The following is a 24159-nucleotide window of genomic DNA, read 5'->3' as shown; positions in this document are numbered from 1 at the left end:
TCAGACCTCGTAATTGAAGATGTTGAATGCACGGTAGTATTTGTCGTCGTGCATGATACCGAACAGATCCAGGGAAGCGCCGCTTGCGAGCGCGTGCGTGTAGCTTCCAGGAAAAAACATAACAGTTGGCTTGTCTTTAGCGGTGCTCTGAAGATTGTTCAGAACATTGTGCGATCGAATGTAGGGATAGACCTCGCCGACACCGGACAGGAGCAGAACGTCGAACTCGTTTGCTTCGAGCACCCGGGCAATCTCTGGGATCAGGTGCTGCTCTGGATCCAGCACATTCTGCAGTAGTTCCTTGAGCTCATCCTTCGTGAAACCAGCCTCCTGCTCGATCAACTGATCCCAAATGCCACGCTCCTGCAGCATCCCTACGGACAGATTATAAAGGTTGATGTCGAGGGCGCTCACGCCGCGGTCGGCCAGCAGTTTGACCAACTGCGCCCGGACCACTTCCATCTCCACGGCGTCGTCGGCCGGAAATGGGCAGATAAAGAACGGAACCTCATTCCCGAGGCCCTGCTTCTTTAGAAAGCGAGGGCTGGCAATGACCTCCAGCAGGTGCTCCTGGCGCTCTCGCGGCGACATGGTGTTGGTGTCTCGTGCCATTAGTCGCCTTTCTGCCCGGCGGGTTCGGCGCCAGGGAAAAATCGGATCTCTTTCGGGTCAGATGCCGAAATTAGATTGGTGAAAACGGGTGAGAGCAAAGCACGACAAATGTGGTCGTCCTTACTCAGGATGCCCCCCTCCCTCATCAACCGGAAAAGGACCTGGCGCAGCTTCTCCCTTGTTGAGACACTGATCTGTTCGAGGTCTGGCTCCCATTCGGCCTTCGCGGCATAAAAGGCGTCGAAGTCGTCATAGGTGAGATGCGTGCGAAAGCTCAGGAACCGCTCTGAGACAAGCTCAGTGGCAAATTCCCCGATAAACCGATAACCCCGACACAACGCGAGCCAGAGAACAGAAAGTTGGTTGTGATACTCGCCATGGGCGAGCAGTTCCATCTCTTCAGGCCGCAACACCTCGAGCCGATTGGCAATCTCGCGAACCGAGCGCGTCACCGACGATTGTTTCTTAAACGGAATCACCGCCTGCTCGGAGGCGACCCTTTTTACCGCACTCCAGTCGCCCAGTTCCTGAAATAGACGCGCGATGGCGACGCTCTCGTTGAGGAAAAGACCGCCTGTGCCAAACGACATCCGGTAGTTTTGGGGCTTCCCACGGTCGTTCATGAGCGAGCGTCCGTACCTGCGGATGACAGCACTTCAGCCGCATTCAGCAGGATAATTTGCTGATCCTGCGGGCGGCGCGCTGATGGATCGGTGTCGAGTCCAAGCCGCTTGAGCGCGTAGTACAGCAGAGCCCGCTTAGTCGGGATCGTGGCTTTGCCGTCAACCATCCCGTAGTCGAGCTCGATCGCCTTGCGTTGCGCTACACTCAATTCGGGATGCGGAGCGATGAACAAATCGACGCTCTCCTGCCAATTGTGATCTCCGGTGGCAGGCACGTCTGACGCGCGGCTTGAACGCGCCTCAGCAATGCGCGACAGCACGAAATCCTTGAACACGCCGCTCCGATCGCAGTGCGCGCGCGCGTGCCATCGAAAGCCGTCGAACACCAAAGCGTGCGGCGCGATCCAGCGCCAGGACGGCTCAGGCGATGACATCGATTGGTAGAATACCTCGATCTCCTCTTTGCGCTTGATGGCGGTCACGACGGCCCTGAGTATCGGTGCAGAAACGCCGCGCGCCGGTGTGGGGGCGCATGCGAAGTTGGGCACACTTCCGATCCAGGCATCATCGGGGGCAACAATGCCGTCGGCGATCGACCTGATTTGGGAGAGATATCTCTCCGCGTCGGGCTTATGGAAGATCGGCTTGAAGGCAGAGTTTCGCACATATGTGCGAGCGCTCTTGTCGTAGACCATATTTGCTTCGGCCAAGCCGAGATATCTGTTGAGATCGGCAGAAGCCTGATTGATCGATACGCCGAAGGCTTCAATGAGATCGCTGCGATTTACGTGGCCTTCCCAGAACAACCGGAATTCGATGAATTCCAGCCTGTTCTCAACCCCACGTCGCAATCCTGAATCGCCATCCATGCCCCGAAGCCCCCAAGAAACATGGTCTGACCAGTTTCTGTGTGGACACACCTACTGTATGGACTGGGAGAGGGCAATGCGAAACTACCGGCCCGCTTCGTGAGATTTATCCGAGCATGCCAATGCAAACCCTTCTGCTGTCAAGAGAAAATTCGAGACTTTTTGCTTGGTTCGCCTCCTGGGCTGGCGGCCATCCCTAAGATCTTGAACAAACCGAGGGTCAGCTACCACTGCCCTCCCGAACGTGCTGGCGGAGGTGCCGGTACGAACCAAATACGTCTCAATCTGCTCCAGTAGCTCCATCGCCTTCGACTCGCTTTGCGCTTGCGTTCTTGTTATGTTCCTACTAGGAAGGCTTCCTAGAGTCTAGGATCGAATTTCCTAGATGGATGCGATAGGACTGCCAGCGATGGAAGACGCACGTAGAGCCCTGGACGAGCTGATCCAGAAGCGAGGGGTCAATTACTCCTCGATATCGCGCCTCCTGGGACGCAATGCCGCCTATATCCAGCAGTACATCCGGCGCGGCAGCCCCAGGCAGCTGGACGAACAGGATCGCGCGGTGCTCGCCCGTTTCTTTGGTGTCGATGAGAAGGTTCTCGGCGCCCCGGAACGGCGTTCTGGACCCGTTGTCGAACTGGTCCATGTGCCGGTTCTCGCGGTCGAGGCCTCCGCCGGTCACGGTGCGCTCGCTGAAATGGAAGCCAAATGCGCCCAATTCGGATTCGATGAAAAATGGCTGCGACGGCTGACGGCCAGCAAGGCGACGAACCTGTCGATCATCGCGGTTCATGGAGACTCGATGGAGCCCACCTTGCATGACGGCGACGAAGTGATGGTCGATCTTGGCGACGGCCAATCGCGCCTGCGCGACGGAATTTACGTGATGCGCATGGATGACATGCTCAGCGTCAAGCGTGTGGCGATCGAACCGCAAGGCAAGCGGGTCTCGGTGCTGAGCGACAATCCCGCCTATCCCAGTTGGCGCGGTCTCGAAAAGCGCACCATCAATATCGTCGGCCGCGTTCTCTGGTTCGGCCGAGCGCTGCGCTAGGCTGACCATCCCGATGCTTGTCATTCTTGCCGCCTCGATTGTCGCCGCCGGGCAGACCTTCACTTGCACGCCCACCCATGTCTGGGACGGCGATGGCCCCGTCTGGTGCGCAGAGGGACCGCATCTGCGCATCGCGGGGATCGCGGCGCGCGAAATGGACGGCACATGCCGCTCCAACCAGCCCTGCCCCTCTGCCTCGGCGGTAGAAGCCCGTGATGCGCTGGTAGGCCTGCTGGGCGGGCCGCGCGGCAACATCCCGACAGGTCATGTCGTCATTCGAGGTCCGAGGCTGACATGCCGCTCCGAAGGGTCTGCCGGAGGCAGCAGGACAGCCGCCTGGTGCCGCCTGCCTTCGGGCGCCGATCTCTCCTGCGCCATGATCCGCACGGGGACGGTTCTTCGCTGGGATCGCTATTGGAAGGGGCCGGCGTGCCGCTAAGCGCCGACCTGCATCTCACCGGATACCTGGAGGAAGGACCATATGGCCTGCTTCTTCGTAGTGGCGGCGGCGTATGGGAACTGGATGCGCGACGCCCGTCGCGTCGTCTGATCGGCTGCGAAGTCGAAGTCACGGGCCAGCGTGCCGGGTTCAACGGGATCGTCTGCGATCAGATTTGGCCGGCAGGACAGCCCCGCCCTCGCCGGCTCAGGCTCAACATCGAATATCTGCTGACCGCAGCATTCGTGGGCTACGGCTTCATAGCCTTGCTCCTCGGCCTCGCCGGACATTTTCGCTGATGCTCAGCGAGTGGGAACTCTGGGCTTGTGCCAATCAGGTGCTGACGACGCATGGCGACAAGGCCCCGCTCCATGTCGCCGAACAGATTGGCGCCCTGGCGCTGGCCGGCGACGAGGCAGGCATCCAAACCTGGCAGGCTATCGCCCGACGGATTGCGCAGTTGACCGGAAAAGACGGCGATACACCGCTGCAATGAGCGGAGCATCACGCAACACGCGGCTTACCCGATCGGCGCCAGGTCGCCCGGAAACAGGCAGGGCTGAATTCCGCCACTGGCATAGCCCTCACCCTCGATGACGAAGCCACGCATCCTCTCGACCAGATGCCGCGCAAGATCGACACGGGCGCTGCGCTGCGCGCGTGGATCATCGGCGTTCAGACCAGCGAGCGTCGGCTCGGGCGCCACGGCGAGCGCAACTTCAAGATGGGTCAGCAGGACATCGTCAGCGATTCGGGACATGGCCACAATGAGAACAAATATAGAACTTAGAGTCAATCGGCTGCATGCGGATAGATGCGGAAAGCCCGGTTAGATTCCGATCTCGAAAGGCTTGGTGAGCGAGCGGTCCAGTTCCGGCGGTTCGCGCGCGGGTGCCGGCACCCGGTCCTTCGCCTGGCCTCGCGCAGCGGCATCGCGCAGGAGATCGACGGTCTCGAGAGCCGAGCGCTTCATGCCCGGATTGCGTTCGACCGCCGCCTCGAGCTTGCCGGCGTTATCGAGGAACAGCGTCAAACCGTCGCGCAAGCGGGTGACCGTCACCAGGAAGGTCTGCTGGTTCGCCAGATTACGCTCGCGGCTGTCCATGACCGCGATCCCCCGATCGGAAGTCAGGCCCTGTGCCATATGGGCATTGAGTGCATAGGCGAGATCGAGCCGTTCGAGCATCGGATCATCGCGCCCCAGCGTGTGCTCGGCCCCAAGCGAGGTCTTCACCGAGACGGATTTGCTGTCGATGGCGGTGATGCGCGCCTGATCGGCATTGAGGAGGCCACGCTTGTGGTCGGTCTCGGTCCAACGGATCCGGTCGCCCGCATGGATGTCGAGCGTGCGGACTTCGAACAGGCGCAGCGGATCCTGCTCGCCTTGCGGCCGCAACTGGCCGGGCCGGAACTCGAAGCGGCGGCCACGCTCGTTCTCGAGGCTGACCCGCTCCCGCGCTATGTCGGTTTCGACCACCCGATAGCGCCCTGGCCGCAGACCCTGGGCTCGCTGGCGCCGGTCGACCTCGACCACCGTGCCGGCTGCGTAGCTGCGTGCATAGCGCAGTTCCTCGCGCGTCACGTTGATGCGCGAGAGGGTTCCGAGCCGCATCGACCCTGGCCCCAGTTCGCCATTGGCCTTCAAGCCGGTCTGGACGGCCTCGTTGACCTCACCGCGTAGCGCCCGACCCGAAGCATAAATCGACGTCGTCTCGCGCTCCGCCGCCGACAGTGAGAGCCAAGCCGCCGCCGCTTCGACGGCAGCCCCATTTCCGGCTTCCACGACATGGGTTCCCAGATGCCGCAGGGCCTCGTCGATATGACCGCCCTGGGCCGCATATTGGGCGTCGCGCAGCGCCTTCTCTCTAGCGCGGAGGTTGACGCTCATGATTGCGGTTTCGACGCCCGCCTGCTGCATGACGTCGAAGGGTTTCCCGGCATCAACCGCGCCAAGCTGCTTTCTGTCGCCGATGCTGGCGAAGCGGTCCAGTTCCAGCAGATTAGCCAGACGAACGAGTTTCTCCTTGTCGGCATTGCCGACCATCGAGGCTTCGTCGAGCAGTACGACGGTGCCACGCATCGCGGCCTTTGCCTCCGCTACCCGCAATGGGTCGGCCCCTTCGAGCAGGTCTCGATGCTGACGCAGGAAGCGCGACACCGTCATCGAGGGAATGCCGGTTTCACGCTCGAGCATCTGGACCAGCGTGTTCTGCACCGCGAGGCCGAGCACGGCCCTGCCTTCCTCGCGCAGCACATCGGCAACCGGTTTCAGGACGGTGCTCTTGCCGGCGCCGGCGACACCCTGGATCGCGACGATCCGGTTGTGCGAGGCCAGCAACAGGCGTCCCGCTCCTTCCTGGCCCGGGTTCAGCGTCATGCCGTATTTGAGCTGGGAGAGTGCCTGCAGCCGCTCCCCGGCAACATCGGGCGGGACGATCGCGGGAGCGAGGCCGCGCCCGCTTTCGACGGCGGCAATGATGCGCTGTTCAAGGCCGAGCGCATCGCGGGTCGTGACAAGGTCGCGATCGGCGCCCTTGCCCTTCAGGAGGTGCCCCTGGCGCAGCAACTGGTCGACACGGTTCTCGATTTCCATGATCGATGTGGGCAGCGCGAAACCGAGCGCCGCGCGGAATATATCGGCGCGCGTGAAGGCCGCCTCACGCTCGCCGAGGTGGCGGATGGCGGAGGCAACAGCATGGACCGCGGCAATCTGCTCCGGTGTCCGGTTACCCATCCGCGCGGGCAGTAGCGGGTCGCTGTCCCTGAGGCCGAGACGGGTCGCGAAGGCTGCGGCAAGCGCGCTGCTTTGCCGCACGAGCCGGAGAGCCGCCTGTCCAAAACCAGCGACGTTGCCGATGTCGTGCGCCGCGCGCGCGTTGGCCCGGGCGATCACCTGTGCGGGATCGAAACCAAGCCTGGCTGCGGCCTCTCCCCACTGCCGCGCAAGCGCGTCGCGATCCACGATCCGGCCTTTCTCCGCTCGTGTCATGAGGTTTGCGACATTGCGTGCCGCAAGACCCTTTCCCTCCATCGTGGCAAGCCGATCGAGGATTTCCGCGCGCCGGGAACTGAAAGCGTCGCGAATGGCTTTGGGAACGCCCACGGCCTCGAAATTGCCGTGCTTGCCATATTCGCCGACCTCATAGCCGAGCTTTTCGACCGCCAGCCGAAAGCGCGCCATGGTCATCGCGTTGAGCAAGGTATTGTGCTCCCAGAGCTTGTCGTTGCGGAGCGCCCGCCACTTGCCGTCTGGCCCCTGCGTCACATTGGCAACGACCGCATGAAAGTGCGCATTGGGCTCCTGGTTGCGGTTCGTGTCGTGCTGAAACAGACCCACGACGAGATTGCCCGTCGTGACGACCCGCTCCTTGCCACGCACCTCCATCCGCGTCTCCGCGAGGTTCTTCTCGGCCCAGAACAGAGTCTCCCTGACCGCTGCGGCATAGACATCGAGGATGCGCTTGTCCCCGCCGACGAGCGCGAGGATAGACCAGCTTTTGGGCATCGAGAAAGTGAGATCCGTGCCCGCACGATGAACGCGATTATCGCTGCCGACGCGGCTCCCGTCTGGCAGCAATCCCTTCAACACAGCCTCGAACTGCTTCGCCTCGATTGGCCCACGCAGGCCAAGTCTGTCGGCGCCCTTGCCGAGCCATTCGCCCGATCGGTCGGCATCGGCGCGCGTGTAGTAATTGTCGGCGGCGAAGTAATTGGCAGCGCCGCCGGCGGTGCGGACATTGGCTACAGAGAGCATGATGCCCAACCCGTCCGTGCGGCGCCTAGCTCACGCATCACAGTTCCAGATCGCCGAGATCGGGACCTTCGCGTGACGGGGTATCGCGCTCAGGCAATCCGTCCTCGACCATCAGCCGACGGGCCTCTGGCTCACCGGTTCGACCTGCCGCCTTGTCGGAATCGGATGGCCGGCTTGCCGGTGCCTTTGCCGGTGGAGCATCCGGCCGGCCGGCTTCTCTCGCGTCCCTTTCGGGATCGCTCTCGGCGGTGGTCCGATCGCTGCGAGATCCTAGTCCCGTGGGAGACGCAATCGGGATTGGCGCGGCATCCGATGACGCCTTCGCGCCCCTTGTCTTCTCGCCCGGTTGGGCGGCGCGGGAAGGCTTGTCTGTAGGATCATTCGCTCGCGCACGATCGGCTTTCTTCAAGCCTTCCTGTGTCGTCGGCGTGCGATCGCTGGCGTCCGGATCAAGCGCGAGAACACCCTGTTTGGGAACAACCGGCTTGCCCACGCCGTCGTCGTTGGAAGACGGATGCTCGGCAGCGGCAGAGGTTGATGGATGGGACGAGACACCGGCGGGTGTCTCGCGGCGAAACGAGGCGGCGACAGGACGCTCCTCGGCCCGCCCGATGAAGGTCTCCGCCAACCTCGGCCGACTTATCGGCTTCAACCTCACGGGAGCAGCCGGGAAGCCGTCGGGGAATTTGATGTACCCCGAAAGCCGGGACAGGTTCATCAGCTGGTCGGGCAGCAGCAGCGGCTCGATATGCTTGCGCGGCGTCAGGCTGACTGCATCTCGGGCGTTGTTGTAGCCGTAGGTGTAGCCCTCCTCCATGTCCCGGACCTGACGGTGGCCGATAAAATCCGAGCACCAGGTCGCCGTCTCGCGGTCCGCCGTGCCGAGGATCAGTTTGGTGCGGGCCAGCGACGACAAGGTCATCGCCATGTTCTCGCCGTAGACCTCCTTGAGCTTGGCGTAGGCGTGCAACCCCAGGACAATCGCGCCGCCGAAATTGCGCGCGGTCTGGAGCCCTTTCTCAAGCGCCGGAAGCCTGTGCAGCGCTCCCAGCTCGTCGACGAAAAACCAGCACTTGAGGTCCCGGGTTCGTGGGCCAGTCATCAACGTGTTCATTGCCATGTCGAGCCAGAGCGTGAGCAACTGCGCGCAAACGCTCATGTCGACATAGCGCGCCGAGATGAACACGACCGAGCCCTTGCGATCGTCGTCATGACAGTCGTTCTCGATCCACTGGCGAACCGAGAAGTGCCTCCCCGAAGTCGGGAGGAGCTTGAGCGCCTTGGCGTTCACGTTGAACACGGCACGGATCGATTCCGCCATGCGGGCCGCTTCCGGCGCGGTTAGCGGATCGGCGATCGTGCCGCGCATCATGGCATGGACGCGCGACAGATCGGCGGTCATCAATTCGCGCGCGAGCGCCTCGTTCGTACCCCTGCCTTCGGCGACCAGCTTGAGACAGAACTCGACGAACAGCGCACGGGCAGCGATCACCCAGAACTGAGCTTCCCCGCCGCCATCATGCGGGACAAGCGCTTCGGCAGCGGCCCAGAACTCACCCTCTATGCGGCATTCGTCGAACAGGCTCCACTGCGGGCAGCGGGCGTCGAGGGGATTGAGGATGGTGTCCCGATGGCCCTCGTGAAAATGCTCGATGTACGCACCGGTGAGATCGAAGACGACGCAGCGTTGCCCTTTCGCCCGGGCCTCGGCCAGCATGTCCGACATGGCGACGGTCTTGCCCATTCCGGTCGTGCCGATGAGCATCGCGTGGCTCTGTTCGAGACGCCAGGGATAGATGACCGTGGCGAGGTGCGATGGCTGGTAGGGAAATGCCCGGGCCAGTTCGCGCGGGGTACACAGGCGCCATTTCCACCCGAGCGTTTCCGACAATTCACGGGCACGCTCGCGCCGGTTGTGATCACGCAATTCGTCGACGAGTTCGGGAAGCGTGACAAGCATTGCGCCGCGCTCGTGCTTGCGCTCCTTGGAGCGGCTGCCGAACCGCGCGGCAAACCAGTAAAACAACGCGAAACTGGGCACGAGAAACAGCGCCGATCGCACAAGCGCGGCGCCGAGCAAATCGAGCATATGCTCCCAGGCGCGAACCACAGGCGGGAAGGTGTCGAGCATCGCGATGGGGAATTGAATGGATCCGCCAAACGCCGTTTCGAGTGCGATCTTCTTGGTCGGATCGAACTCCATAAAGCCGTAAAATGCGGCATAGGCCCGCATCCAGACGAGATAGACTTCCTGGTCGGTCAGACCTGTCGAAAGCGTCCACCACGAGGTCCATGCGATAACGATGGCAGCGATGATCAACGGCCCCTTGAGGCCGGCTGCGAACATGAAGCTGAAGTGTCCGAGGAGCTGACTGCCGCGGGTGAAATTGACGAGGTTGCGTTTCATGAGACGCCTCCCTCACCGGTGGCCCCGGCCACACCGATCTCCTTGCACTTGCGGGCGTAGGCCTGGTGCGCCCGTTCGCGCAAACCATGGTCGGCATGTCCCGCGAGGAGTGCATCCACACCGACCATCAGGAAGACAGACTGACGCGAAATGCGCTCGACGGTGGCGCTGAAACGGGAGGTGAGTTCTTCCTCCGCGCAGGCATTGGCGAGCAGCGAGCGAACCCATTCGCTCATGCTGATCCCCTTGGCTTTGGCGGCTTTGCGGATCAGCGAACTGAGCTCGCTGGAGATGTAAACCTGGAGACAGATTGGCCGTGTCATGCACGGACTCCTTGTGGTCAGGAGCCCGGTGCGCACTGCGAAAGGCAATGCAGGGTCTAAGTCATTCATAAGAACATGTCAAGAACATAAAGAGGCGCGCGTTTCCGTGGGTTGCGCCGGGAGATGCGGTCACTTCCACGTAAGGCGAAGGGGCCAAGTCATATCTGACGGAGAAGCTGCCCGTTTCGATTTTGAGCAAAAATAAACGTATTTTCAGTGATATGCCTGCAAAATCCACGGCGACCTGTCGCGTACGGTGTGCCCCCTGTTCCCCGCTTTTTGGAGTAGGACCAGCAAGCTGATCCGACCTATCCCGCATCCCCAAGGAACGATCTTCCGGCGGAATGGAAGCGCCATCCTGCACGTGAAGGATTGGCCTGATCGACACTGGGCGAGATGCGGAATCCGGGGTATGATCGCGGACGACTTCCATCGTAATGGAGAGCGACAATGGCCAGCGTGACCTTGTCCGCGACACCAAAGGGCAACGGGTTCCAGGCGACCGTCAGCTATGACGGCTGGGTCTCGATCAGCTCGGCAGAGACCTACTCGACGATGGCCGAGGCGATCTCGGCGGCGGCGATCAAGATGCTCGACATGCCCGAGAGACTCGAGGCAATGGACCGCGAGGACCAGACGGTCTGATCCTCGCCTGGCGCCGCGATCCGGTCGCCGAGCATAAGAAAAGGAGGAAGCCCGGTGCGGACTTCCTCCTTTCGAATGTGCTCAAGCTTCGTCGCTCAGCTTGCTCGGTACGGTATCGATAACCCGGTCCAGCATCCCGGCCGGAAGTGCGCCGTAATCGCCCTCGTCGACCGCGATGTAGCCTGCCTCGTCATCGGTCAGGACGTACTGCGTGAAGTAGCTGTGAAAGGACCGGGCATGGGCCTGATCCAGCGCGGCAACGAAGGCCACCTGATCGGCCTGGAAAATACCGTGGGCAATGTTCATCGAAACGTACATGTCTTACCTCCTGATGTTCGATGCGTCGCATCAGGAGCTGCGAGGATGTGGGCGACGGGCCGGGTCAGGGACCGCGCGGCACGCGCGGCCGCGAAGCGGCGATGGGGGTCACGATTTTTTCGGGCTTGCCCGGAAAAATGGTGGGGCCCCGTCGTCCTTGACGCGGCCCCAAAGCCTACATCACCATCGGACTTCTGCGAGAGAGACCTCATCCAACCTCTGCAGGGATGAGCAAGGTCAGCGGAAAAACCAATTTCCTACACTCTGGCCGCCTGACATTATCGGCTGCGGAGGGGACCCACGGCCACCGAAAGGAACACTGATGGCCAGGTCCAAACCGAGTGCTCGGGATGCACTCAAGAAGCTGCGCGAACAGCGTCTCGAACTCGACGCGCAGGAGGTCCGGCTTCGCGATGAAGCCGCAACCGAACTCGGCAAGCTGCTCGTTGAATGCGGCGCCGAGACGATCGAACCGGCGCAACTCAAGCGGGTCGTTCAGGCGTCGATGGCGCTCGGGATCGATGAAACCCTCAAGCGCCTGGCGGCGAAGTAGTCGGTCACCCGCGGCGGCGCGCGGGCTCGATGCCCCGCGTCGCCGCCAACGCCGGCAAGCACAAAATAAGGCCCCGATGGCGTGTGCCACCGGGGCCTTGTCGTGGAACATGACGATCAGTCCTCGTCGATGTCGGGCGCACCTTCATTGCTGTTCGAGCGGCCGCCCTTGGTGAGGAAGTCGACCTTGTCGGCGATGATCTCGCAGCCGTAGCGCTTGGTGCCGCTCTGGTCTTCCCACTGCGTGTAGTGGATGCGGCCCTCGATCGTCACCAGCTGGCCCTTGGTGCAGTATTTGGCGACGTTCTGGCCGAGCCCGTTGAAGCAGGTGACGCGGTGGAATTCGCTGTCTTTGACGGTGTAGCCGTTCTCGTCCTTGAAGGTCTTGCCGTCCTTGCGGGCGGGCCGGTCGGTCACAACCGAAATCGAAGTGATGCTGGTTCCGCCCTGAGTGGTGCGGGCTTCGGGATCGCGGGCGATGCGGCCGACGAGGATAACGAGATTGGTCATGGGTCTTCTCCTGATCGAGCATCCGGGACCATCCCGGCTGCGAACCAAGTGAAGAAGCGGCCAACGGCGATACGCACCGGAGGGGAACCCGGAGCTGGTTCGGGTGGTGCGGGCAGCCGGGCGCAGCCCGGCAACACGGCCGGACTTGGTCCGGGTTGCGTCTCGTCCGGGGGCTGATTCAAGGGACGGTTCGCGAAGGAGACGGGTTGTCCGGGATGGTTGGTCGGGAGAACCTGACCTGCCATTGAACATGTCCTTGCCGCTTCGCCATGGTCCTTTCCGCTCACGGCGGTCCAGCGTCAGATTGCGATGCGCACCGGCAGTTTTTCCAGCAGGCAACTCTGCTTTCGAAACGGCACCGCCTAGAGCGGCATCCCTGACGATTGCTGCTCGGGCATAGTCAGGAATCGCCATGGCTGAACTCCCCGTTGGCCCGAGCGTCCTTGTAGAAGCGGTCGAACAGCGTGTGGGTCGATTCCGACCGTATTGTGCTGGATGTGATCAGCATGGCGAGACCGCCAAAACCATCGGGCCGCATCTTGGAACAGGTGAACGCCATGGTGACCGTCAGATCCTGGAGATCGGGCGCTCGGCGCACGATGTCCTGCAGCACGTCGGGCCAGAGGTCTCCGGCCATGTCGAGTTCGAATTCCTCGTCGCCTTGGATCGCGTCAGTGTGCTCATCGCGTAGTTTGGCGACCAAACGGCTCGAGGCATGATCGGTAGCGTCCAGAGCCTCGCGCACCTCCTTCGGATCAAAGAAGATGAGGTCGCTCGCGCCGTCTTCGCTGAAATAATAGGCAATGCCGTTCTCAACGTCCTCGTCAAAAACTTGGCTCAAGAACATGGCTTCGATCGGCAGGATTGCCGAAACCGGGATCACCGGATCGACGACGGTGGGGGTGTAGTAGTCAGCCATTGAAAGTCTCCAGACGTGCGAAAACCCGGCGCGATGGCCGGGCTCAGTGGGTTGAAAAGGCGGAAAAGTTGTGGCTGGCTAATCCCAGTCGAAGGTCTGCAAGCCGTCGATCTCGTCCGCATCGCAGTCGAAGTTGACATATTCCGCACCGAGCGATCGGGCTTGTGCCATGATCGCCATGAGGTCGGGGGGCACACCGTCGCCGGGTTCTTCGCTGGCCCAGACGAACCAGCCATAGGGTGTGGGCGAGGCGACCACGTCCGTCCGGTCGATATAGGCGCGGGCGGCTTGTGAGAGATGCGCCGTCGAGCAGTCGAGGAAGAGGCGCAGCGGATAGGCGACAATCATGGCCGGCTTCCCGCAACGAGCGCCACGACAGGTTGTGGTGCAGGATCGCCCGACGCAAACGGATCAACATCGCGGTGGATCGGCTGCGCACGGCCCATCCAGGGTTCGGGCCGGATACAGCGCACCCAGTCGGCAAAGCTCGGGATGAAGCCGAGATCCTCGCGGACATGTTGTTCGCCGATCAGGCGTACTGGCACGACGCGCCCGGACGACACCGTGATCGTTGCACCGAAGAAGCGTTCGAGCATGAAGATGCCCTCGGCATGATGGCGCAGCGCACGGTGTCGAAAATCGGCTGTGATCGCCTTCGATTCATCGAACCATTGATGAAGCGCGAGATAATCCTCAGGCCCACCGCCCCATTTGCGCACCGAGGAAAGCGCATGATGATAACAATGTCCCATCGATGCCTCCCTCACCACTCGTGGCCGGAAAATTCGGTGGTCTCGACCCGCTCGTTGTAGTCAAGCCTGATCGCGTTCCCAGCGACGTCGAAGCTGAACTCGCCATAGGCGCCCTCGTTGATTTCCCAGCCGTCATGGGTCTCCTCGAGCAAGTCGTAAGCGAACTGCTCGATCGCATCGTGCAGCCGCAGGTTCCGGCTCTCGAAGCCAGAGCCGTCCCAGGATGGCGTGCTGATCTCGGCTTCAGTGACGGGCATATCGACGACTACGCCATCGGCAAACGCCGAGACGTCCTCGATCTGCCCGGAATCGCCCGACCCATCGAATGTGACAATGACATAGGCGATACCAGCAGCCGCCAGCGCGGCGAGGATCGCGGCCTTGTTGCGCGGCCGAACCTCGTCGGCGAGGCGGTTGCGTTCGGCGTGCTGTGCTTCGATTTGGGCCCAGACAATGGCCGCATCGATGCGTTGACCCGTATCGGTCATAGGTGTGTCCTCCTGTGACGGATACCTGACGGCCACTCCGCCAGGTCCAAAACCGCAGGCGCGCCCCTCTCCTCTGCCCAGATTACGCCAGCGCCATCGGGGCGCTGGCGCAACGGCTAATCGGCCTTCAATTGGGCGAATGGGCTCCCGACTTGGGGCTGGTGCCGAGCGGACCGCGGCGATCGACGACGGTGATGCGGCGCGTCTTGGCTTCGATGACCAGGCGTTCGAGGACGCCATTGCCCGGAAAGGCGACGACGTACCTCGGATCGAGCGAAAGCATGCGCTCATTGCGCTTGAAGCCCGCGCGGGCGCCAAGCCGCATGTCGAGCGAGAAGGTCACCTGGGGGATGTCTCGCCGCTCGGCCCAGCTCGACGCCAGGCGATCGACGCCCTTGGTATCGCCGCCATGGATCAGCACCATGTCGGGAACGCGGTCGCGAACCTTGTCGAGGGTCGCCCAGACATTGTTGGCGAAGGTGAGTGCGTCGGCTTCGCTGGGATGACGGGTGCGTCCGCCAGCAAACACGACCGGCGTGCCCTCGGGCATCGCCGCGCGGCGCTTGGCCTCGGCCCGGGCGCGCAGGAAATCACGCCCCTCGACCAGCGCCGAGGTCAGCATCGCGCCGTGGTTGAAACGCGAACTCGACACCGGCTTCCAGGACGAACCGAATTCGTTGAGATAAAGGCTTGCCGCGATCTCTCGCATCTCTTCGAGCGCCAGCATGGCGGCTTCGGCGCATTGCGCACGCTCGACCTGGGTTTCAAGTTCGTGGGTCTGGATTTCGGAGCCATCGGCAGTGGCGACGAGCGCCCGAACTTCGTCGGTGGCGCGGTCGAGCGCGGTCGATTTGCGCTCGGCGGAGCGGTGGAACAGGTTGACGAAGGCCCAGCCAAGATCCTCGGCGTCGGCCTCGAGCGCGGTCCCGGAAACGAGCGCGAAGAGATCGGACCAGACCGCTTCGAGCGTCTGAAGGACGGCTTCGCGAACCGGAAAATCGCTGCTCGAAATTGGGGCGGGACCGATCGAAAATCCGGCGAGATCGAGACCGGCGAGCGGGTCGGCAAAACTGGCATGCATGGGCGTGTCCTCCTGATTGGCGTGAGGCTGACGCGGACCGCTCTTGGCTGCGCCAGCGAGAGCCCATCAGGGCCAGCTTTGGGCGGACACGCGCACCGGAGGGAAACCCGCTTGGACAGGCTGGCGCGGGCAGGCCGTGTCCCGCAGGGACCGGTCAACACGGGCCTGGCCAAGCCGGGTTGCGCGGGCGCCGCCGGCTGGCCCAGGGCCTCTCTCGCATGGTGCGAGCCATGAGTTGCGCTGTCCCGCCAGGATCGGAAGGCGCTATGCAAACGAAGCCTCGACCGGCCCGGTCTCAGGCGGCACGCTTGCGGTAAACGCCCTCGCCGTCCGACATATGTCCGAGGCAATCGTAGTCGCCGAACAGCGCGTCGAAGCGGGGCGCGATCTGGCGAATCCAATGCTGCGCCCGGGGGCTCCGGGCGCTACGCCATTCAGCGTCCCAATAGGCCCCGTCATCGCGTTCAACGACCCATACGGCAACGAGACCGCCGTAGACCGAGACCCCGAAGTCGGCGAACGCATTGCGCCGGAGGATCCGGTCCTCACGGCCACGCCAGCCATCGTGGGCTTCAAACGACGGAAAGGCTTTAGCAGCGCGCTCGCTGAGGTCCGCGCGCAGCCACTCATATTCGAAGTCCCAGTCCCCTTCGTCATCGACTTCAAGCAGGGTGAACGCGACGATCGCGCCGCTGGGATAGCTGACCGATCGGCCCATGGTGTCCTCCGTCAGGCTGCGAGTGCGACATCTTCGGGTTCATCGGCGACATCTGCGATCGCTCGCCCCCCGAGCTTCAGCAGCAGGCTGGAGGCTTCCTCGGCCTTGGCCGCGGCGGTGAGAATTGCGCGGTCGTCTTCGCGCAGGAGCTTCAGCCAATGCTCGATGTAACTCGCGTGACTGTCGAGATGTGTCACCGGCAGACCGAGTTGGGCCCCGAGCATCGCACTTGAGAGTTCGGCAACCAGTTCCTCGGCGGCATAGGCCGCCGTGCCGAAGCGGTTCTTGAGATCGCGCGCCAGGCGGCTGGAATGACCGGTCCAGTGCGACAACTCGTGGGCGAGAGTCGCGTAGTAGTGGTCAAAACCGGAGAACAGGCTGGCTGGCGGCATGGTCACTCGGTCAGGGGTTGGCTCGTAGTAGGCCTCGCAGCCCTGGTGGCGCAGATTGACGGGGATCGCGGCAAAGTAGGCGTCGAGCTCGGCCTCGCGCCCCTCGGGCTCGACCAAATCGAGCGTGATGGCTGGATGAAACCGCTCGGGCAGACCTTCGACCTGATCGGCGTTGAACACCGGATAGGCCTTCAGAACACGGCGCGCCTCGTCGCTCTTCTCGCCGGTATCGGGCGCTTCGACCTCCTTGGTGTAGCTCTTGTAGAAAATGGCGAAGGTCGACTTCTCACCCTTGCGGACCTGGGCGCCGAGGGTTTTGGCCTGATTGTAGGTCATCCAGTAAGGCGAGGCGTAGCCGCACATGTCGGCGACCATCCACAGCCAGAATACGTTCATGCCGCGATAGGGAATGCCGCAAGCGCGCAAGGGCCGCGACACGGGCACGCCGCGCCAGGGCTGCACCCACGGCTTGGTCCCGGCTTCAAGCCGCGCGATGATCTCCTGGGTGATGCGGGTCGCGGGAGATAATCCGGCGGGCGAGGGTTTGCGATAAGCCATGAGGGCTCTCCTGATGTGGCCTGCCGGCAGGTTCGCCGGTCAGTTCCGCTCAGCATCGAGCTGCCTCCGCTCTCTTCCCAAAAAGGAAGCGGCACCTTGGGCAAAGCCAAGGGACCGCTTCGGAGGGGCGAGTGGCCTGCCTGTCAGGAGGAGGTCAGGCAGCCAGCTCGCGGGGGGGCTGATTGTCGTCGTTGGCGCCTTCGGCGCTCGCGACGGCTTCGCCGGTGGACTCGGGGATCTGCGCATTGTCCGCTTCGACCTCGACGGTCGCGGCGCCGGCAAAGCGCATGACCTCGGGCACCCAGGCGAGCGCGCGTTCGCGGACCTCGACTTCGGTGATGTAGGTCCCACCGAAGACGCGCTCGGCGCTCATCGCGAGATCACCCTTCTTGACCGAGACGAACCGGCTCGACATGTCCGGACCACCAACCGCAGCCAGCGCGTCGAGGATCACCGCCTTCGACACCCGGTCGAAGTAGTTCGCCGCAGTCGGGCGCCACCAAGCGGCCATGTCGATGCCGATGAGGGTGGCCAGATGATCGTGGAAGTCGATCCTGCGCTCGCCGGCCATGTTGAGACTTGCTTCCAGGGTGCGACCGACGACGTGACCGAGCCAAGCGGCACGGGCGTCATCGGAAAGCGCCCGGAACCGGTCGAACCGCTCCGACACGTCCGCGCCGCCACGCCAGTTCTCGTCGAGGCCTGACTTGAACTCGGCGAGCGAGGCGCTTGCCGCGGCATCCTTTGCCTCAAACCCGATGATCGGGCCGGCAGGTGTGCCGCCCCGCAGTGTCGTTGCCGAACGCGCCCGGTAGTCGAGGGTATCGGCGTCGGCGAGCGTGAAGACCATCAGGTCGAGCGCAAGACCGGGATCGGACGCGACATGGAGCGCAAGGACATCGCGGCGCTGCATCGCGAGTTCATCGATAAGGCGCTTCGACAGCGCCGCGCGGCGCTTGCCCTCCCCGGCTTCGCCCGACACGATCTCGACCGCGTCATCGTTTCCGCCGTCGACCTCCCGTTCGCCGTAGAACACCGGCTGGAGCACCGGCGTGCCATCGCGCGACAGTACGAGGATCATCCCTGCCTCGGACTTGAGTTCGGGCGCGATCACCGGCGGACGAGCCCGGATATCCTGACACTCGCGTTCGATCGCCTCGATCGCCGCTTCGGCCGCGGCCACGGCTTCCTCGGCACTGTCCTCATCTTCGAGGATCGCGGCATGTTCGTCATAGGAGTTGTCGAGTTCATCGAGCCGAGCGAGTTCGGCTTCGGTGAGTGGTGCGGGTTCGGCCGGGAGCCGGACCAAGCCCTCGATGAGGTCATGACTGGCGTAGGGATCGAGCGTCGGTTTGATCCACGCGAGGCCCTGTTCTTCGGCGAGGACCTTGGCCTGTTCCTCCATCTTCGCCGCGGCGAGGGTCTCCAGCAACGCAACATCGGCCCAGGCTTCGCTGTCCTCGTCATCGAACAGCTCGCGCTCGATCAGGCCACCGGCGACGATATAGGCATCGCGCCCAACGAGCCGAGCACGGGGGTCGCTGCCACGGACCGTGCCCGAGAGCACCATGCGGCGGATCGAGTCCGGGTTCGGGGCATAGTAGCCGGTCGAGACCTGCTCGAAGACCCGAGCCTGGATCGCCTGGTCCGAAGTGGCGCCGTATGCCTTGGCGAGGTCGAGCGTGATTTCGCCCGAAGCCAGCGCCTCGAACACGACCGGCGCGAGCTTGGCGAGGCGCAGGCGACCTTCGACGAAACGGACTGTCAGGCCGAAGCGGCGCGCCACATCCTCGATCGAGGCGCCCGCCTCGATCAGCGATGCGAAGGCCTGGGCCTCGTCGGCCGGATTCATCGCCAGGCGATGGAAGTTCTCCGCCAGGCTTGTCTCGATGGCGCCTTCGGCGGTGTCTTCGAGCACGAGGCAGGTCACTTCGTGGTCCTTGGGCAGGACCTTGTCGTCCGCCAGAGCCAGCATCGCCTTGCGGCGGCGCTCGCCGGCCTCAACCTCGAACTTGCCCTTAGCGCCCGGGCGCACGATGAGGTTCTGCAGCAGCCCGCGGGCGGCAATGCTGGCCTTGAGCTCGGCGTCGGCCGCCGGGTCGTTATGGCGGCGGACATTTCGCGGCGAAGGAACCAGCTTGTTCAGCGGGATCGTCTTGATCATGGCACATACTCCTGATTGCGAGCCCAGCGCATCGACCATCGACGCCCAACCGGCTCAATCAGGGCAAAGCCTCCTCCCCTCTCATGTCTGCAGGGGCGTCGTTTCCGGACTGGCCGCTTCAGACCATGCATCGCAAGAAGCAGACAATAGTTAGCTGCGGTATTCGGTGTATCTTGCCCACTGCAAGGTAGTGTCCCAATGCCCGACATAAGCGGCTCCACCACAAAGTGATGGCGATTACGGTTGTGCTGTCATCTAGCCGGACTCAGCGTGTGCCGTTTCTTCGGGCGACATGAGCTTAGAGAACGGGTGGTAAGGGACGGGGAACGTCGCTCTCATCAATTCTGCAAAGGCCATAATTGAATTGACAGTGCCACCGCTGTTCACTCAACTCTTGCGGGACGAGGCAGGGGGGGACGCCAAGTGATAGCAGATAGAGATCGATCCTCGGCGACGGTGTCGTTTGGTGAGATATTCGCCGCGGACCAAGGTCTCGGTCCCTATTTCGAGCGATGTGCCGATACGCTTTTTAGCCGAAACATTGTGCTTCTCCTGACTGCCAAGCCGGGCATCGATTTGGAACTCGGCAGTGCGGAAGATTGGCAAGAATTCGAGACGAGGTACCTTCGCTCCGGCAATACAGGAGAGACCGATCGTGCGCGCGCCGAGATGTTGGCCGACACCCTTGGCATCGCGTTCGGAAACTTCGTCCGTCTCCTGGACGATATCGTGGCCTCGACACTTTCCGCGGTGCGTTGCGACCTTCGTATGCTAAGCCCCGCGGCACAACTGTTGCGCTTGTACGAGCCAGGCGAGGCCTATGCCCTCATTCCCGCAAGCGCCGGAGAGGATGCGTTCATCAAACCGAGGCGGGGTTGGCCGTGGAAGGCACCGCTTGCGGTAGGCACGGACAACGAAGCGGAACTGGCTGTTACTCCTGCCCTGTTTCCACGCTTCATATTGAACGTCCCGGAGCCCCTGTTCGGGCGCGACCGCGAAGAATTCGAAGCGCACGCGGATTTCGAGCCGGATGCAACATCCTGGGCCCAGTTTCGAAACCTGGCGACCGTTCAGCCCTGGATCAAGCTCGATCTTGCGGGCTTGTCCGGCAACTTCTGGGAAGATGAGGAGCGTGTCGCCCTGGTGTTGCGCTTTCGCAACCCGCTACATCTCGAAACGGATCCCACTGAGAACCCGCCCTATCATTTCAACCGGGAGAACTTTCTCGACGCTTATTTGGATTCGGAAGATCGCGTGCTGATGCGCGGCAAGCTTTCGTTGCGAGCCCGGGTCCGGCAGGAGCAGCGCCGGGCACTCGTGCAGTTCCGGGAGGACCGTCCGGATCTGTCCGCTGGAGGCCGGATCGTCAGAAGCGAATGGGAACGCCGGATTCAAAGCGAATATTTCGGCGACACCATGCCTTCACTCGATCAGCTTTCCGCGATCGCGCGCTTCGGATATACGGGCGGCGCACCCTTGCCTGAGGCACGCCGGCTTCTTCAGAAGCTGATCGATCTTGGCCTGCATGATCGGCGCAATAATCTCTATCTCACGCACGACCTGACAATCTATCAGGAACGCAGGCGAACGAACCTCCAGCTCGATACGCTGCTGGATGTGCGGCAGCGGCTCGCAAATTGGGAACAGCTTGCTGGCACGATGAATCCGGTACCGCCCAATCTCGACCGGCTGATCACGCACGTTCGGGCACAGGTTTCGCGCTTGACCGACGTTGCCGCCATTCTGGTCAAATATGGTTTCCGGCGCATGATTTCGGCAGAAGCAATCCTGATTTCGCAAGACCGGTGGTGTGTCTATGAGCCTGGCGCCTATGCAGCGGGGCAATGGCCTACCGGTTTCGATCAACCAGGCGAGCGAGGCCGAGGCATCCGGATTGAAGCCGAGCTCGACCAGAATTCATCGGACCAGGTCCAGCTATCGATTGAGGCGATCCAGGCGCTCATCGATCAAGGGACCGGAGATATCCCCGCGCTCATCCGTGAAAAGGGGATCGTGAAGGCGTTCCAGGACGACTTGCTGGCGGACGTCAAGTCGACGGTCGAATTGCAGCGCGATCGCCTGGCCGGGTCGGGTTACACCGAGATCTCAGGCATGCCTTTTTCCAAAAACGCCGTTGCGCAAGCTTTCATCGCGCATGGCCAGGGCGGCTTCCGCCGTGGCCATCGTTACTGGATCTAAAAGTCTGCACACGCCATTCAACCCAAACTAACTGCCTCTAGAACTCCCCGACCTGCTTGAGCATCGACGGCGCGTGCGATTGCAGGGCCGAACCCGATTTAGGCCCGAAGCTTGGATGGCGGTCGGAACGGAACTGGAAAACGAAGTAAGGAGGAATGCAAACACCCCTTGTATCGTTTCGGTTGATCCACGCAGTATCGGGCTGTTTCTGGCCATATTGGTCAGGGTCGTAAGGCGAGCCGATGATCCGCTTCCACGGATTCGTCGGCGATGCATCCTGCAGTCGTTTGAGCCGCTCGCGAAACATGCGTTCGGTCTCGAGCTTCGGTCGGGGACTGGTAGGCGCGACGCAGATATAGTCGTCGCGGCAAGGATTGCCGATATCGCAGGCTCTCATGCCGGCATAGGAGGTGAAATATTCAAAGCATGTCTTCAGATTGAAATCCTCGTAACCCGGCGAGCCAAGGCGCACCATGCAGTCGTTGAACCCCGAGGACGCGACCATGCCGCAGGTCGATTCGCCTGGGAGGTCCTGGCACTCGGACAGGCGCAACATACCCGAGGGAAAGCCACCGCTCAGCCTGTCGCGCCGCATCGAATAGCATTCCGCTTTCGGTCGGGTGCCGTCGGCACACTCCGCAAGCATCTTGCGGTAAGGATCGCCGCGCAAACCGACATAGAATTCCTGGTGGCTGGCATAATAGGAATTGCCGTTGGGGCCAGTAGGAGGGAAGAATTTGGGATCGATCGTCGTCTTGCGCTCGTCAAATGTGTCGAGTCCGAACACGCGTTTCAGGTAGTTCGTTTCCGACGGCGCGATTTCGGGTCCAAAGCGGACATAGACATCGTGACCAAAGCCAGTCGTCGAAACCTTCCCCAGTTGCATATGGTCGCCGATTTCAAAACGTTTGTCCGGAACGCACGTGCCGATGCCCTTCGCGTTGTCCGACTGGAACAGACCCTGGCAGGCAAGGCCCGATTGGCACGACCATTGCCGCTTGCTGGCCGCAGACGTCGCATTGGGTATCGAGCAGGCAGCACCCCATCCCCCCACATAGGCAGTACCCTTAAAGTCAGCCGAGAACCTGTCGTCGGGCCGCGCGCTGTACGACACGGCCAGCGCCGCTTTGGGAATGGCCCCATCGGCACTCTTCGCAATCGCCCGGACGATTTCCATCCGCCGCGGCTGGTCCGCATAGAATTGGGGCGAGCCCGCGAGATAGACTGCGTTTGCCGCGTAATTTTCTTGGGTGTCGGCTGAATCGAGCCCTGGAAAATGGAAGCCGGCAATCGCGCGTGCCTGATGGCAGCCGGAACAGGTCGTGTCGTTCAGCCTTTGCCGGAAATCGTCCGCATTGCCGATATGCTCGAGCGTCACGCCCGCGGCGCGGGCGTTGTCCATCGCCTTGCCGATCTCGGCATCTGAAATGACCTGCTCGCGCGCAATCTCGCTTGCAGGACGATCGGAGACGATAGCGGCGTTCCAGTAGGGCTGGTTGGAAGACCGATGCTGTCCGCCGGGCGAAACAGAGATTGCGCGCAGCGAAAGGACGTTGAGCTCTTGCGGTACATCGAGTGTGCCGCGGTCGATCTCTTCGACGACCCCGGGCTTTTGCAGATAGTCGACCAGCGCAGCACGGCGCCCACGCTTCACGTTGCAAATTTGCGGGTCATCGTCCGCGTCGCAGAGTAGAGCATGGCGATTGATCTCGTTGGGCAGCGTGCTCGGTTGAAAAGCACGCTCGAGGGGATTCCAGCGGAAGACCCGAATGAGATATGTCGCTTCCGATCCGAAATCCGTCGTGTCGATGCTCCCAGGCTTGCGATAGGTCTGCATATTGAGCTCGAGGCGAGCGATGTTCCCGCCCTTAATGTGCGCAAGCGGCCCTGACTTCGACACGAGATAGTTAGCGAAAGCGGCCGGCTTCATCGTGCGTTCCTTGGACATCGCATCGAGCCAGCGTTGAGCGGATTCCTTGCAATGAAGCGTCCCGACAGCCGCCGGGAAGACGAGGTTCATCGTGACGGGCAAGCGTGAGAGGCTGTACGCAAACCGGTAGATGAGGCTGATCTCACCGCATGCGCTCTCGCGCTGCGATGCATGAAATTGACGATCCATGCGGTTGATGATGCCAACCAGCTGGACGCGACTGTCAGTGCTTGTGAGGAAAAGCGGGTCGAGCTGGTCGGGAGGGCTTCCTGCCGCGACGCGGATGTTCGAAATGTCGTCACGAACCGTCTCAACGATCGACCGCGTCTCGGCCCGTTCGACAAAGGGGTTCTTGCCCGGCAAGCCCGCTGCCTTGATCTCGTAGAGTTCGCTGCGCATCAGATGCAGGAAGCTCAGAGGACCCTCGCACTGGGCATCGGGGCAATCCAGGGCCGCAATCACATCTGGTGCGGCGAAGAACGGCCCCTCCATCCTGGGGTTCGCGAACTCAACTGCCGAGGACATGCTGCTCGACTGCAAGCCGATGGCTGCAAGTAATGCGACCAGCAGCGTCGCTGCGCTCCACCCCCACCGCTGCATGTGCCCCTCCCCACACAATCTGCCTCAGACGATGCTGTCTCGCCTGGAATGAAAGCACAAGGACAAAAGCAGGCGGATTGGAGAAGAATGACGCTACATCTTTCTATCCGGAACTTTTGTGTCGGCTGATCAAACAATCTCTGCGAATTTGAAAAAGGCTCGACCGCGAACGGCCGGGCCTGAGGTAAAGTCAGGTGCCCTCACGGCGTAACGTTGTCACCGCGCGATCTTGTTGGCAGGCAGCCGTCGGGA

25 protein-coding genes are annotated in these 24159 nt (G+C 62.3%); 7 read left to right on the top strand and 18 right to left on the bottom strand.

What is annotated here, in order from left to right; all coding sequences use genetic code 11:
• From CLG96_RS13030 to CLG96_RS13020, 3 genes are read right to left on the bottom strand one after another with little or no spacing between them, the layout of a single operon-like run.
• Nucleotides 1-612 carry a DUF1788 domain-containing protein gene (locus CLG96_RS13030; protein ID WP_107968396.1) on the bottom strand — a complete coding sequence of 204 codons (612 nt, stop codon included), beginning with the start codon at nt 610-612 and terminating at the stop codon, nt 1-3.
• Complete coding sequence (locus CLG96_RS13025; RefSeq protein ID WP_243395766.1) at nt 612-1235, bottom strand: DUF1819 family protein; 624 nt, start codon at nt 1233-1235, stop codon at nt 612-614. Before CLG96_RS13025 ends, CLG96_RS13030 begins: the two co-directional genes overlap by 1 nt.
• The gene (locus CLG96_RS13020; RefSeq protein WP_107968395.1) at nt 1232-2104 is read right to left on the bottom strand and encodes a BrxR family helix-turn-helix transcriptional regulator; all 873 of its coding nucleotides are present in this window, start codon (nt 2102-2104) and stop codon (nt 1232-1234) included. Before CLG96_RS13020 ends, CLG96_RS13025 begins: the two co-directional genes overlap by 4 nt.
• A 409-nt stretch (nt 2105-2513) precedes the next feature.
• Here CLG96_RS13020 and CLG96_RS13010 point away from each other — a divergent pair, with 409 nt between their 5' ends.
• From CLG96_RS13010 to CLG96_RS12995, 4 genes are read left to right on the top strand one after another with little or no spacing between them, the layout of a single operon-like run.
• The gene (locus tag CLG96_RS13010; RefSeq protein ID WP_107968769.1) at nt 2514-3158 is read left to right on the top strand and encodes a S24 family peptidase; all 645 of its coding nucleotides are present in this window, start codon (nt 2514-2516) and stop codon (nt 3156-3158) included.
• Between the two features lie 13 nt (nt 3159-3171).
• Entirely contained in the window at nt 3172-3597 is a 426-nt protein-coding gene (locus CLG96_RS13005) for a thermonuclease family protein (protein WP_207796686.1), read from the top strand.
• Nucleotides 3588-3896 (top strand): DUF5818 domain-containing protein, encoded by a 309-nt coding sequence (locus tag CLG96_RS19195; protein ID WP_243395765.1) that lies wholly within the window; start codon nt 3588-3590, stop codon nt 3894-3896. The genes CLG96_RS13005 and CLG96_RS19195 overlap by 10 nt, the downstream gene beginning before the upstream one ends.
• Nucleotides 3896-4093 carry a DUF6961 family protein gene (locus CLG96_RS12995; RefSeq protein ID WP_107968392.1) on the top strand — a complete coding sequence of 66 codons (198 nt, stop codon included), beginning with the start codon at nt 3896-3898 and terminating at the stop codon, nt 4091-4093. Before CLG96_RS19195 ends, CLG96_RS12995 begins: the two co-directional genes overlap by 1 nt.
• Nucleotides 4094-4117: 24 nt before the next feature.
• On the opposite strand, the gene CLG96_RS12990 is transcribed toward CLG96_RS12995, so the two are convergent.
• From CLG96_RS12990 to CLG96_RS12975, 4 genes are all read right to left on the bottom strand, one after another.
• Nucleotides 4118-4357, bottom strand: a complete 240-nt coding sequence (locus tag CLG96_RS12990; RefSeq protein WP_107968391.1) for a hypothetical protein — start codon at nt 4355-4357, stop codon at nt 4118-4120.
• A 69-nt stretch (nt 4358-4426) separates the two neighbouring features.
• Nucleotides 4427-7351 carry a MobF family relaxase gene (mobF, locus tag CLG96_RS12985; RefSeq protein ID WP_107968765.1) on the bottom strand — a complete coding sequence of 975 codons (2925 nt, stop codon included), beginning with the start codon at nt 7349-7351 and terminating at the stop codon, nt 4427-4429.
• A 37-nt stretch (nt 7352-7388) separates the two neighbouring features.
• Nucleotides 7389-9758 carry a type IV secretion system DNA-binding domain-containing protein gene (locus CLG96_RS12980; protein WP_107968390.1) on the bottom strand — a complete coding sequence of 790 codons (2370 nt, stop codon included), beginning with the start codon at nt 9756-9758 and terminating at the stop codon, nt 7389-7391.
• A complete protein-coding gene (locus CLG96_RS12975) occupies nt 9755-10081 on the bottom strand; it encodes a hypothetical protein (protein ID WP_107968763.1) in 327 nt (108 codons plus the stop codon). Before CLG96_RS12975 ends, CLG96_RS12980 begins: the two co-directional genes overlap by 4 nt.
• 450 nt (nt 10082-10531) lie before the next feature.
• On the opposite strand from CLG96_RS12975, the gene CLG96_RS12970 reads away from it, so the two are divergent.
• On the top strand, nt 10532-10726 hold the full coding sequence (locus CLG96_RS12970) for a hypothetical protein (RefSeq protein ID WP_107968389.1): 195 nt from the start codon (nt 10532-10534) through the stop codon (nt 10724-10726).
• An 81-nt stretch (nt 10727-10807) separates the two neighbouring features.
• Here the strand turns inward: CLG96_RS12970 and CLG96_RS12965 are convergent, their stop codons facing one another.
• Nucleotides 10808-11044, bottom strand: coding sequence for a hypothetical protein (locus tag CLG96_RS12965; RefSeq protein WP_107968388.1), 237 nt, complete (start codon nt 11042-11044; stop codon nt 10808-10810).
• Nucleotides 11045-11366: 322 nt separating this feature from the next.
• Between CLG96_RS12965 and CLG96_RS12960 the strand changes: the two genes are divergently transcribed.
• Nucleotides 11367-11597, top strand: coding sequence for a DUF6437 family protein (locus tag CLG96_RS12960; RefSeq protein ID WP_100865750.1), 231 nt, complete (start codon nt 11367-11369; stop codon nt 11595-11597).
• Nucleotides 11598-11713: 116 nt separating this feature from the next.
• On the opposite strand, the gene CLG96_RS12955 is transcribed toward CLG96_RS12960, so the two are convergent.
• The 9 genes from CLG96_RS12955 to CLG96_RS12915 all read right to left on the bottom strand — a co-directional run bounded on the left by CLG96_RS12955 (nt 11714) and on the right by CLG96_RS12915 (nt 19178).
• A complete protein-coding gene (locus tag CLG96_RS12955; RefSeq protein ID WP_107968387.1) occupies nt 11714-12106 on the bottom strand; it encodes a single-stranded DNA-binding protein in 393 nt (130 codons plus the stop codon).
• 400 nt (nt 12107-12506) lie between these two features.
• Nucleotides 12507-13025 (bottom strand): hypothetical protein, encoded by a 519-nt coding sequence (locus tag CLG96_RS12950; RefSeq protein ID WP_107968386.1) that lies wholly within the window; start codon nt 13023-13025, stop codon nt 12507-12509.
• Nucleotides 13026-13103: 78 nt separating this feature from the next.
• Nucleotides 13104-13373: a DUF5983 family protein gene (locus CLG96_RS12945; RefSeq protein WP_107968385.1), complete on the bottom strand. Its 270-nt coding sequence runs from the start codon at nt 13371-13373 to the stop codon at nt 13104-13106.
• Nucleotides 13370-13777 (bottom strand): DUF6915 family protein, encoded by a 408-nt coding sequence (locus tag CLG96_RS12940; RefSeq protein ID WP_107968384.1) that lies wholly within the window; start codon nt 13775-13777, stop codon nt 13370-13372. Before CLG96_RS12940 ends, CLG96_RS12945 begins: the two co-directional genes overlap by 4 nt.
• An 11-nt stretch (nt 13778-13788) precedes the next feature.
• A complete protein-coding gene (locus CLG96_RS12935) occupies nt 13789-14265 on the bottom strand; it encodes a DUF6878 family protein (RefSeq protein ID WP_107968383.1) in 477 nt (158 codons plus the stop codon).
• Between the two features lie 127 nt (nt 14266-14392).
• Nucleotides 14393-15346, bottom strand: a complete 954-nt coding sequence (locus tag CLG96_RS12930; RefSeq protein ID WP_107968382.1) for a DUF2493 domain-containing protein — start codon at nt 15344-15346, stop codon at nt 14393-14395.
• Nucleotides 15347-15641: 295 nt separating this feature from the next.
• A complete protein-coding gene (locus tag CLG96_RS12925) occupies nt 15642-16064 on the bottom strand; it encodes a hypothetical protein (protein WP_107968381.1) in 423 nt (140 codons plus the stop codon).
• Nucleotides 16065-16075: 11 nt separating this feature from the next.
• The gene (locus CLG96_RS12920) at nt 16076-17014 is read right to left on the bottom strand and encodes an ArdC family protein (RefSeq protein ID WP_107968380.1); all 939 of its coding nucleotides are present in this window, start codon (nt 17012-17014) and stop codon (nt 16076-16078) included.
• A 154-nt stretch (nt 17015-17168) separates the two neighbouring features.
• Nucleotides 17169-19178: a ParB/RepB/Spo0J family partition protein gene (locus CLG96_RS12915; RefSeq protein WP_107968379.1), complete on the bottom strand. Its 2010-nt coding sequence runs from the start codon at nt 19176-19178 to the stop codon at nt 17169-17171.
• Between the two features lie 456 nt (nt 19179-19634).
• Between CLG96_RS12915 and CLG96_RS12910 the strand changes: the two genes are divergently transcribed.
• Complete coding sequence (locus CLG96_RS12910) at nt 19635-21377, top strand: hypothetical protein (protein WP_107968378.1); 1743 nt, start codon at nt 19635-19637, stop codon at nt 21375-21377.
• Between the two features lie 37 nt (nt 21378-21414).
• On the opposite strand, the gene CLG96_RS12905 is transcribed toward CLG96_RS12910, so the two are convergent.
• The gene (locus tag CLG96_RS12905; protein WP_133175399.1) at nt 21415-23907 is read right to left on the bottom strand and encodes a hypothetical protein; all 2493 of its coding nucleotides are present in this window, start codon (nt 23905-23907) and stop codon (nt 21415-21417) included.
• Nucleotides 23908-24159: the final 252 nt, after the last annotated feature.

This window comes from Sphingomonas oleivorans (genome assembly GCF_003050615.1).
GTDB lineage: Bacteria > Pseudomonadota > Alphaproteobacteria > Sphingomonadales > Sphingomonadaceae > Sphingomonas_H > Sphingomonas_H oleivorans.
This window is presented reverse-complemented; position numbering and strand designations above follow the sequence as displayed.

Excerpts from the sequence above, each read along its gene's own strand:
- CLG96_RS13030 (WP_107968396.1), bottom strand. The coding sequence starts at position 612 with ATGGCACGAGACACCAACACCATGTCGCCGCGAGAGCGCCAGGAGCAC.
- CLG96_RS12915 (WP_107968379.1), bottom strand. The coding sequence starts at position 19,178 with ATGATCAAGACGATCCCGCTGAACAAGCTGGTTCCTTCGCCGCGAAAT.
- CLG96_RS12925 (WP_107968381.1), bottom strand. The coding sequence starts at position 16,064 with ATGGGCCGATCGGTCAGCTATCCCAGCGGCGCGATCGTCGCGTTCACC.
- CLG96_RS12945 (WP_107968385.1), bottom strand. The coding sequence starts at position 13,373 with ATGATTGTCGCCTATCCGCTGCGCCTCTTCCTCGACTGCTCGACGGCG.
- CLG96_RS13025 (WP_243395766.1), bottom strand. The coding sequence starts at position 1,235 with ATGAACGACCGTGGGAAGCCCCAAAACTACCGGATGTCGTTTGGCACA.
- CLG96_RS12955 (WP_107968387.1), bottom strand. The coding sequence starts at position 12,106 with ATGACCAATCTCGTTATCCTCGTCGGCCGCATCGCCCGCGATCCCGAA.
- CLG96_RS12920 (WP_107968380.1), bottom strand. The coding sequence starts at position 17,014 with ATGGCTTATCGCAAACCCTCGCCCGCCGGATTATCTCCCGCGACCCGC.
- CLG96_RS13020 (WP_107968395.1), bottom strand. The coding sequence starts at position 2,104 with ATGGATGGCGATTCAGGATTGCGACGTGGGGTTGAGAACAGGCTGGAA.
- CLG96_RS12960 (WP_100865750.1), top strand. The coding sequence starts at position 11,367 with ATGGCCAGGTCCAAACCGAGTGCTCGGGATGCACTCAAGAAGCTGCGC.
- CLG96_RS12935 (WP_107968383.1), bottom strand. The coding sequence starts at position 14,265 with ATGACCGATACGGGTCAACGCATCGATGCGGCCATTGTCTGGGCCCAA.
- CLG96_RS12990 (WP_107968391.1), bottom strand. The coding sequence starts at position 4,357 with ATGTCCCGAATCGCTGACGATGTCCTGCTGACCCATCTTGAAGTTGCG.
- CLG96_RS12905 (WP_133175399.1), bottom strand. The coding sequence starts at position 23,907 with ATGCAGCGGTGGGGGTGGAGCGCAGCGACGCTGCTGGTCGCATTACTT.
- CLG96_RS12980 (WP_107968390.1), bottom strand. The coding sequence starts at position 9,758 with ATGAAACGCAACCTCGTCAATTTCACCCGCGGCAGTCAGCTCCTCGGA.
- CLG96_RS12965 (WP_107968388.1), bottom strand. The coding sequence starts at position 11,044 with ATGTACGTTTCGATGAACATTGCCCACGGTATTTTCCAGGCCGATCAG.
- CLG96_RS13010 (WP_107968769.1), top strand. The coding sequence starts at position 2,514 with ATGGAAGACGCACGTAGAGCCCTGGACGAGCTGATCCAGAAGCGAGGG.
- mobF (WP_107968765.1), bottom strand. The coding sequence starts at position 7,351 with ATGCTCTCTGTAGCCAATGTCCGCACCGCCGGCGGCGCTGCCAATTAC.
- CLG96_RS12970 (WP_107968389.1), top strand. The coding sequence starts at position 10,532 with ATGGCCAGCGTGACCTTGTCCGCGACACCAAAGGGCAACGGGTTCCAG.
- CLG96_RS12975 (WP_107968763.1), bottom strand. The coding sequence starts at position 10,081 with ATGACACGGCCAATCTGTCTCCAGGTTTACATCTCCAGCGAGCTCAGT.
- CLG96_RS12950 (WP_107968386.1), bottom strand. The coding sequence starts at position 13,025 with ATGGCTGACTACTACACCCCCACCGTCGTCGATCCGGTGATCCCGGTT.
- CLG96_RS12940 (WP_107968384.1), bottom strand. The coding sequence starts at position 13,777 with ATGGGACATTGTTATCATCATGCGCTTTCCTCGGTGCGCAAATGGGGC.
- CLG96_RS13005 (WP_207796686.1), top strand. The coding sequence starts at position 3,172 with ATGCTTGTCATTCTTGCCGCCTCGATTGTCGCCGCCGGGCAGACCTTC.
- CLG96_RS12995 (WP_107968392.1), top strand. The coding sequence starts at position 3,896 with ATGCTCAGCGAGTGGGAACTCTGGGCTTGTGCCAATCAGGTGCTGACG.
- CLG96_RS12930 (WP_107968382.1), bottom strand. The coding sequence starts at position 15,346 with ATGCATGCCAGTTTTGCCGACCCGCTCGCCGGTCTCGATCTCGCCGGA.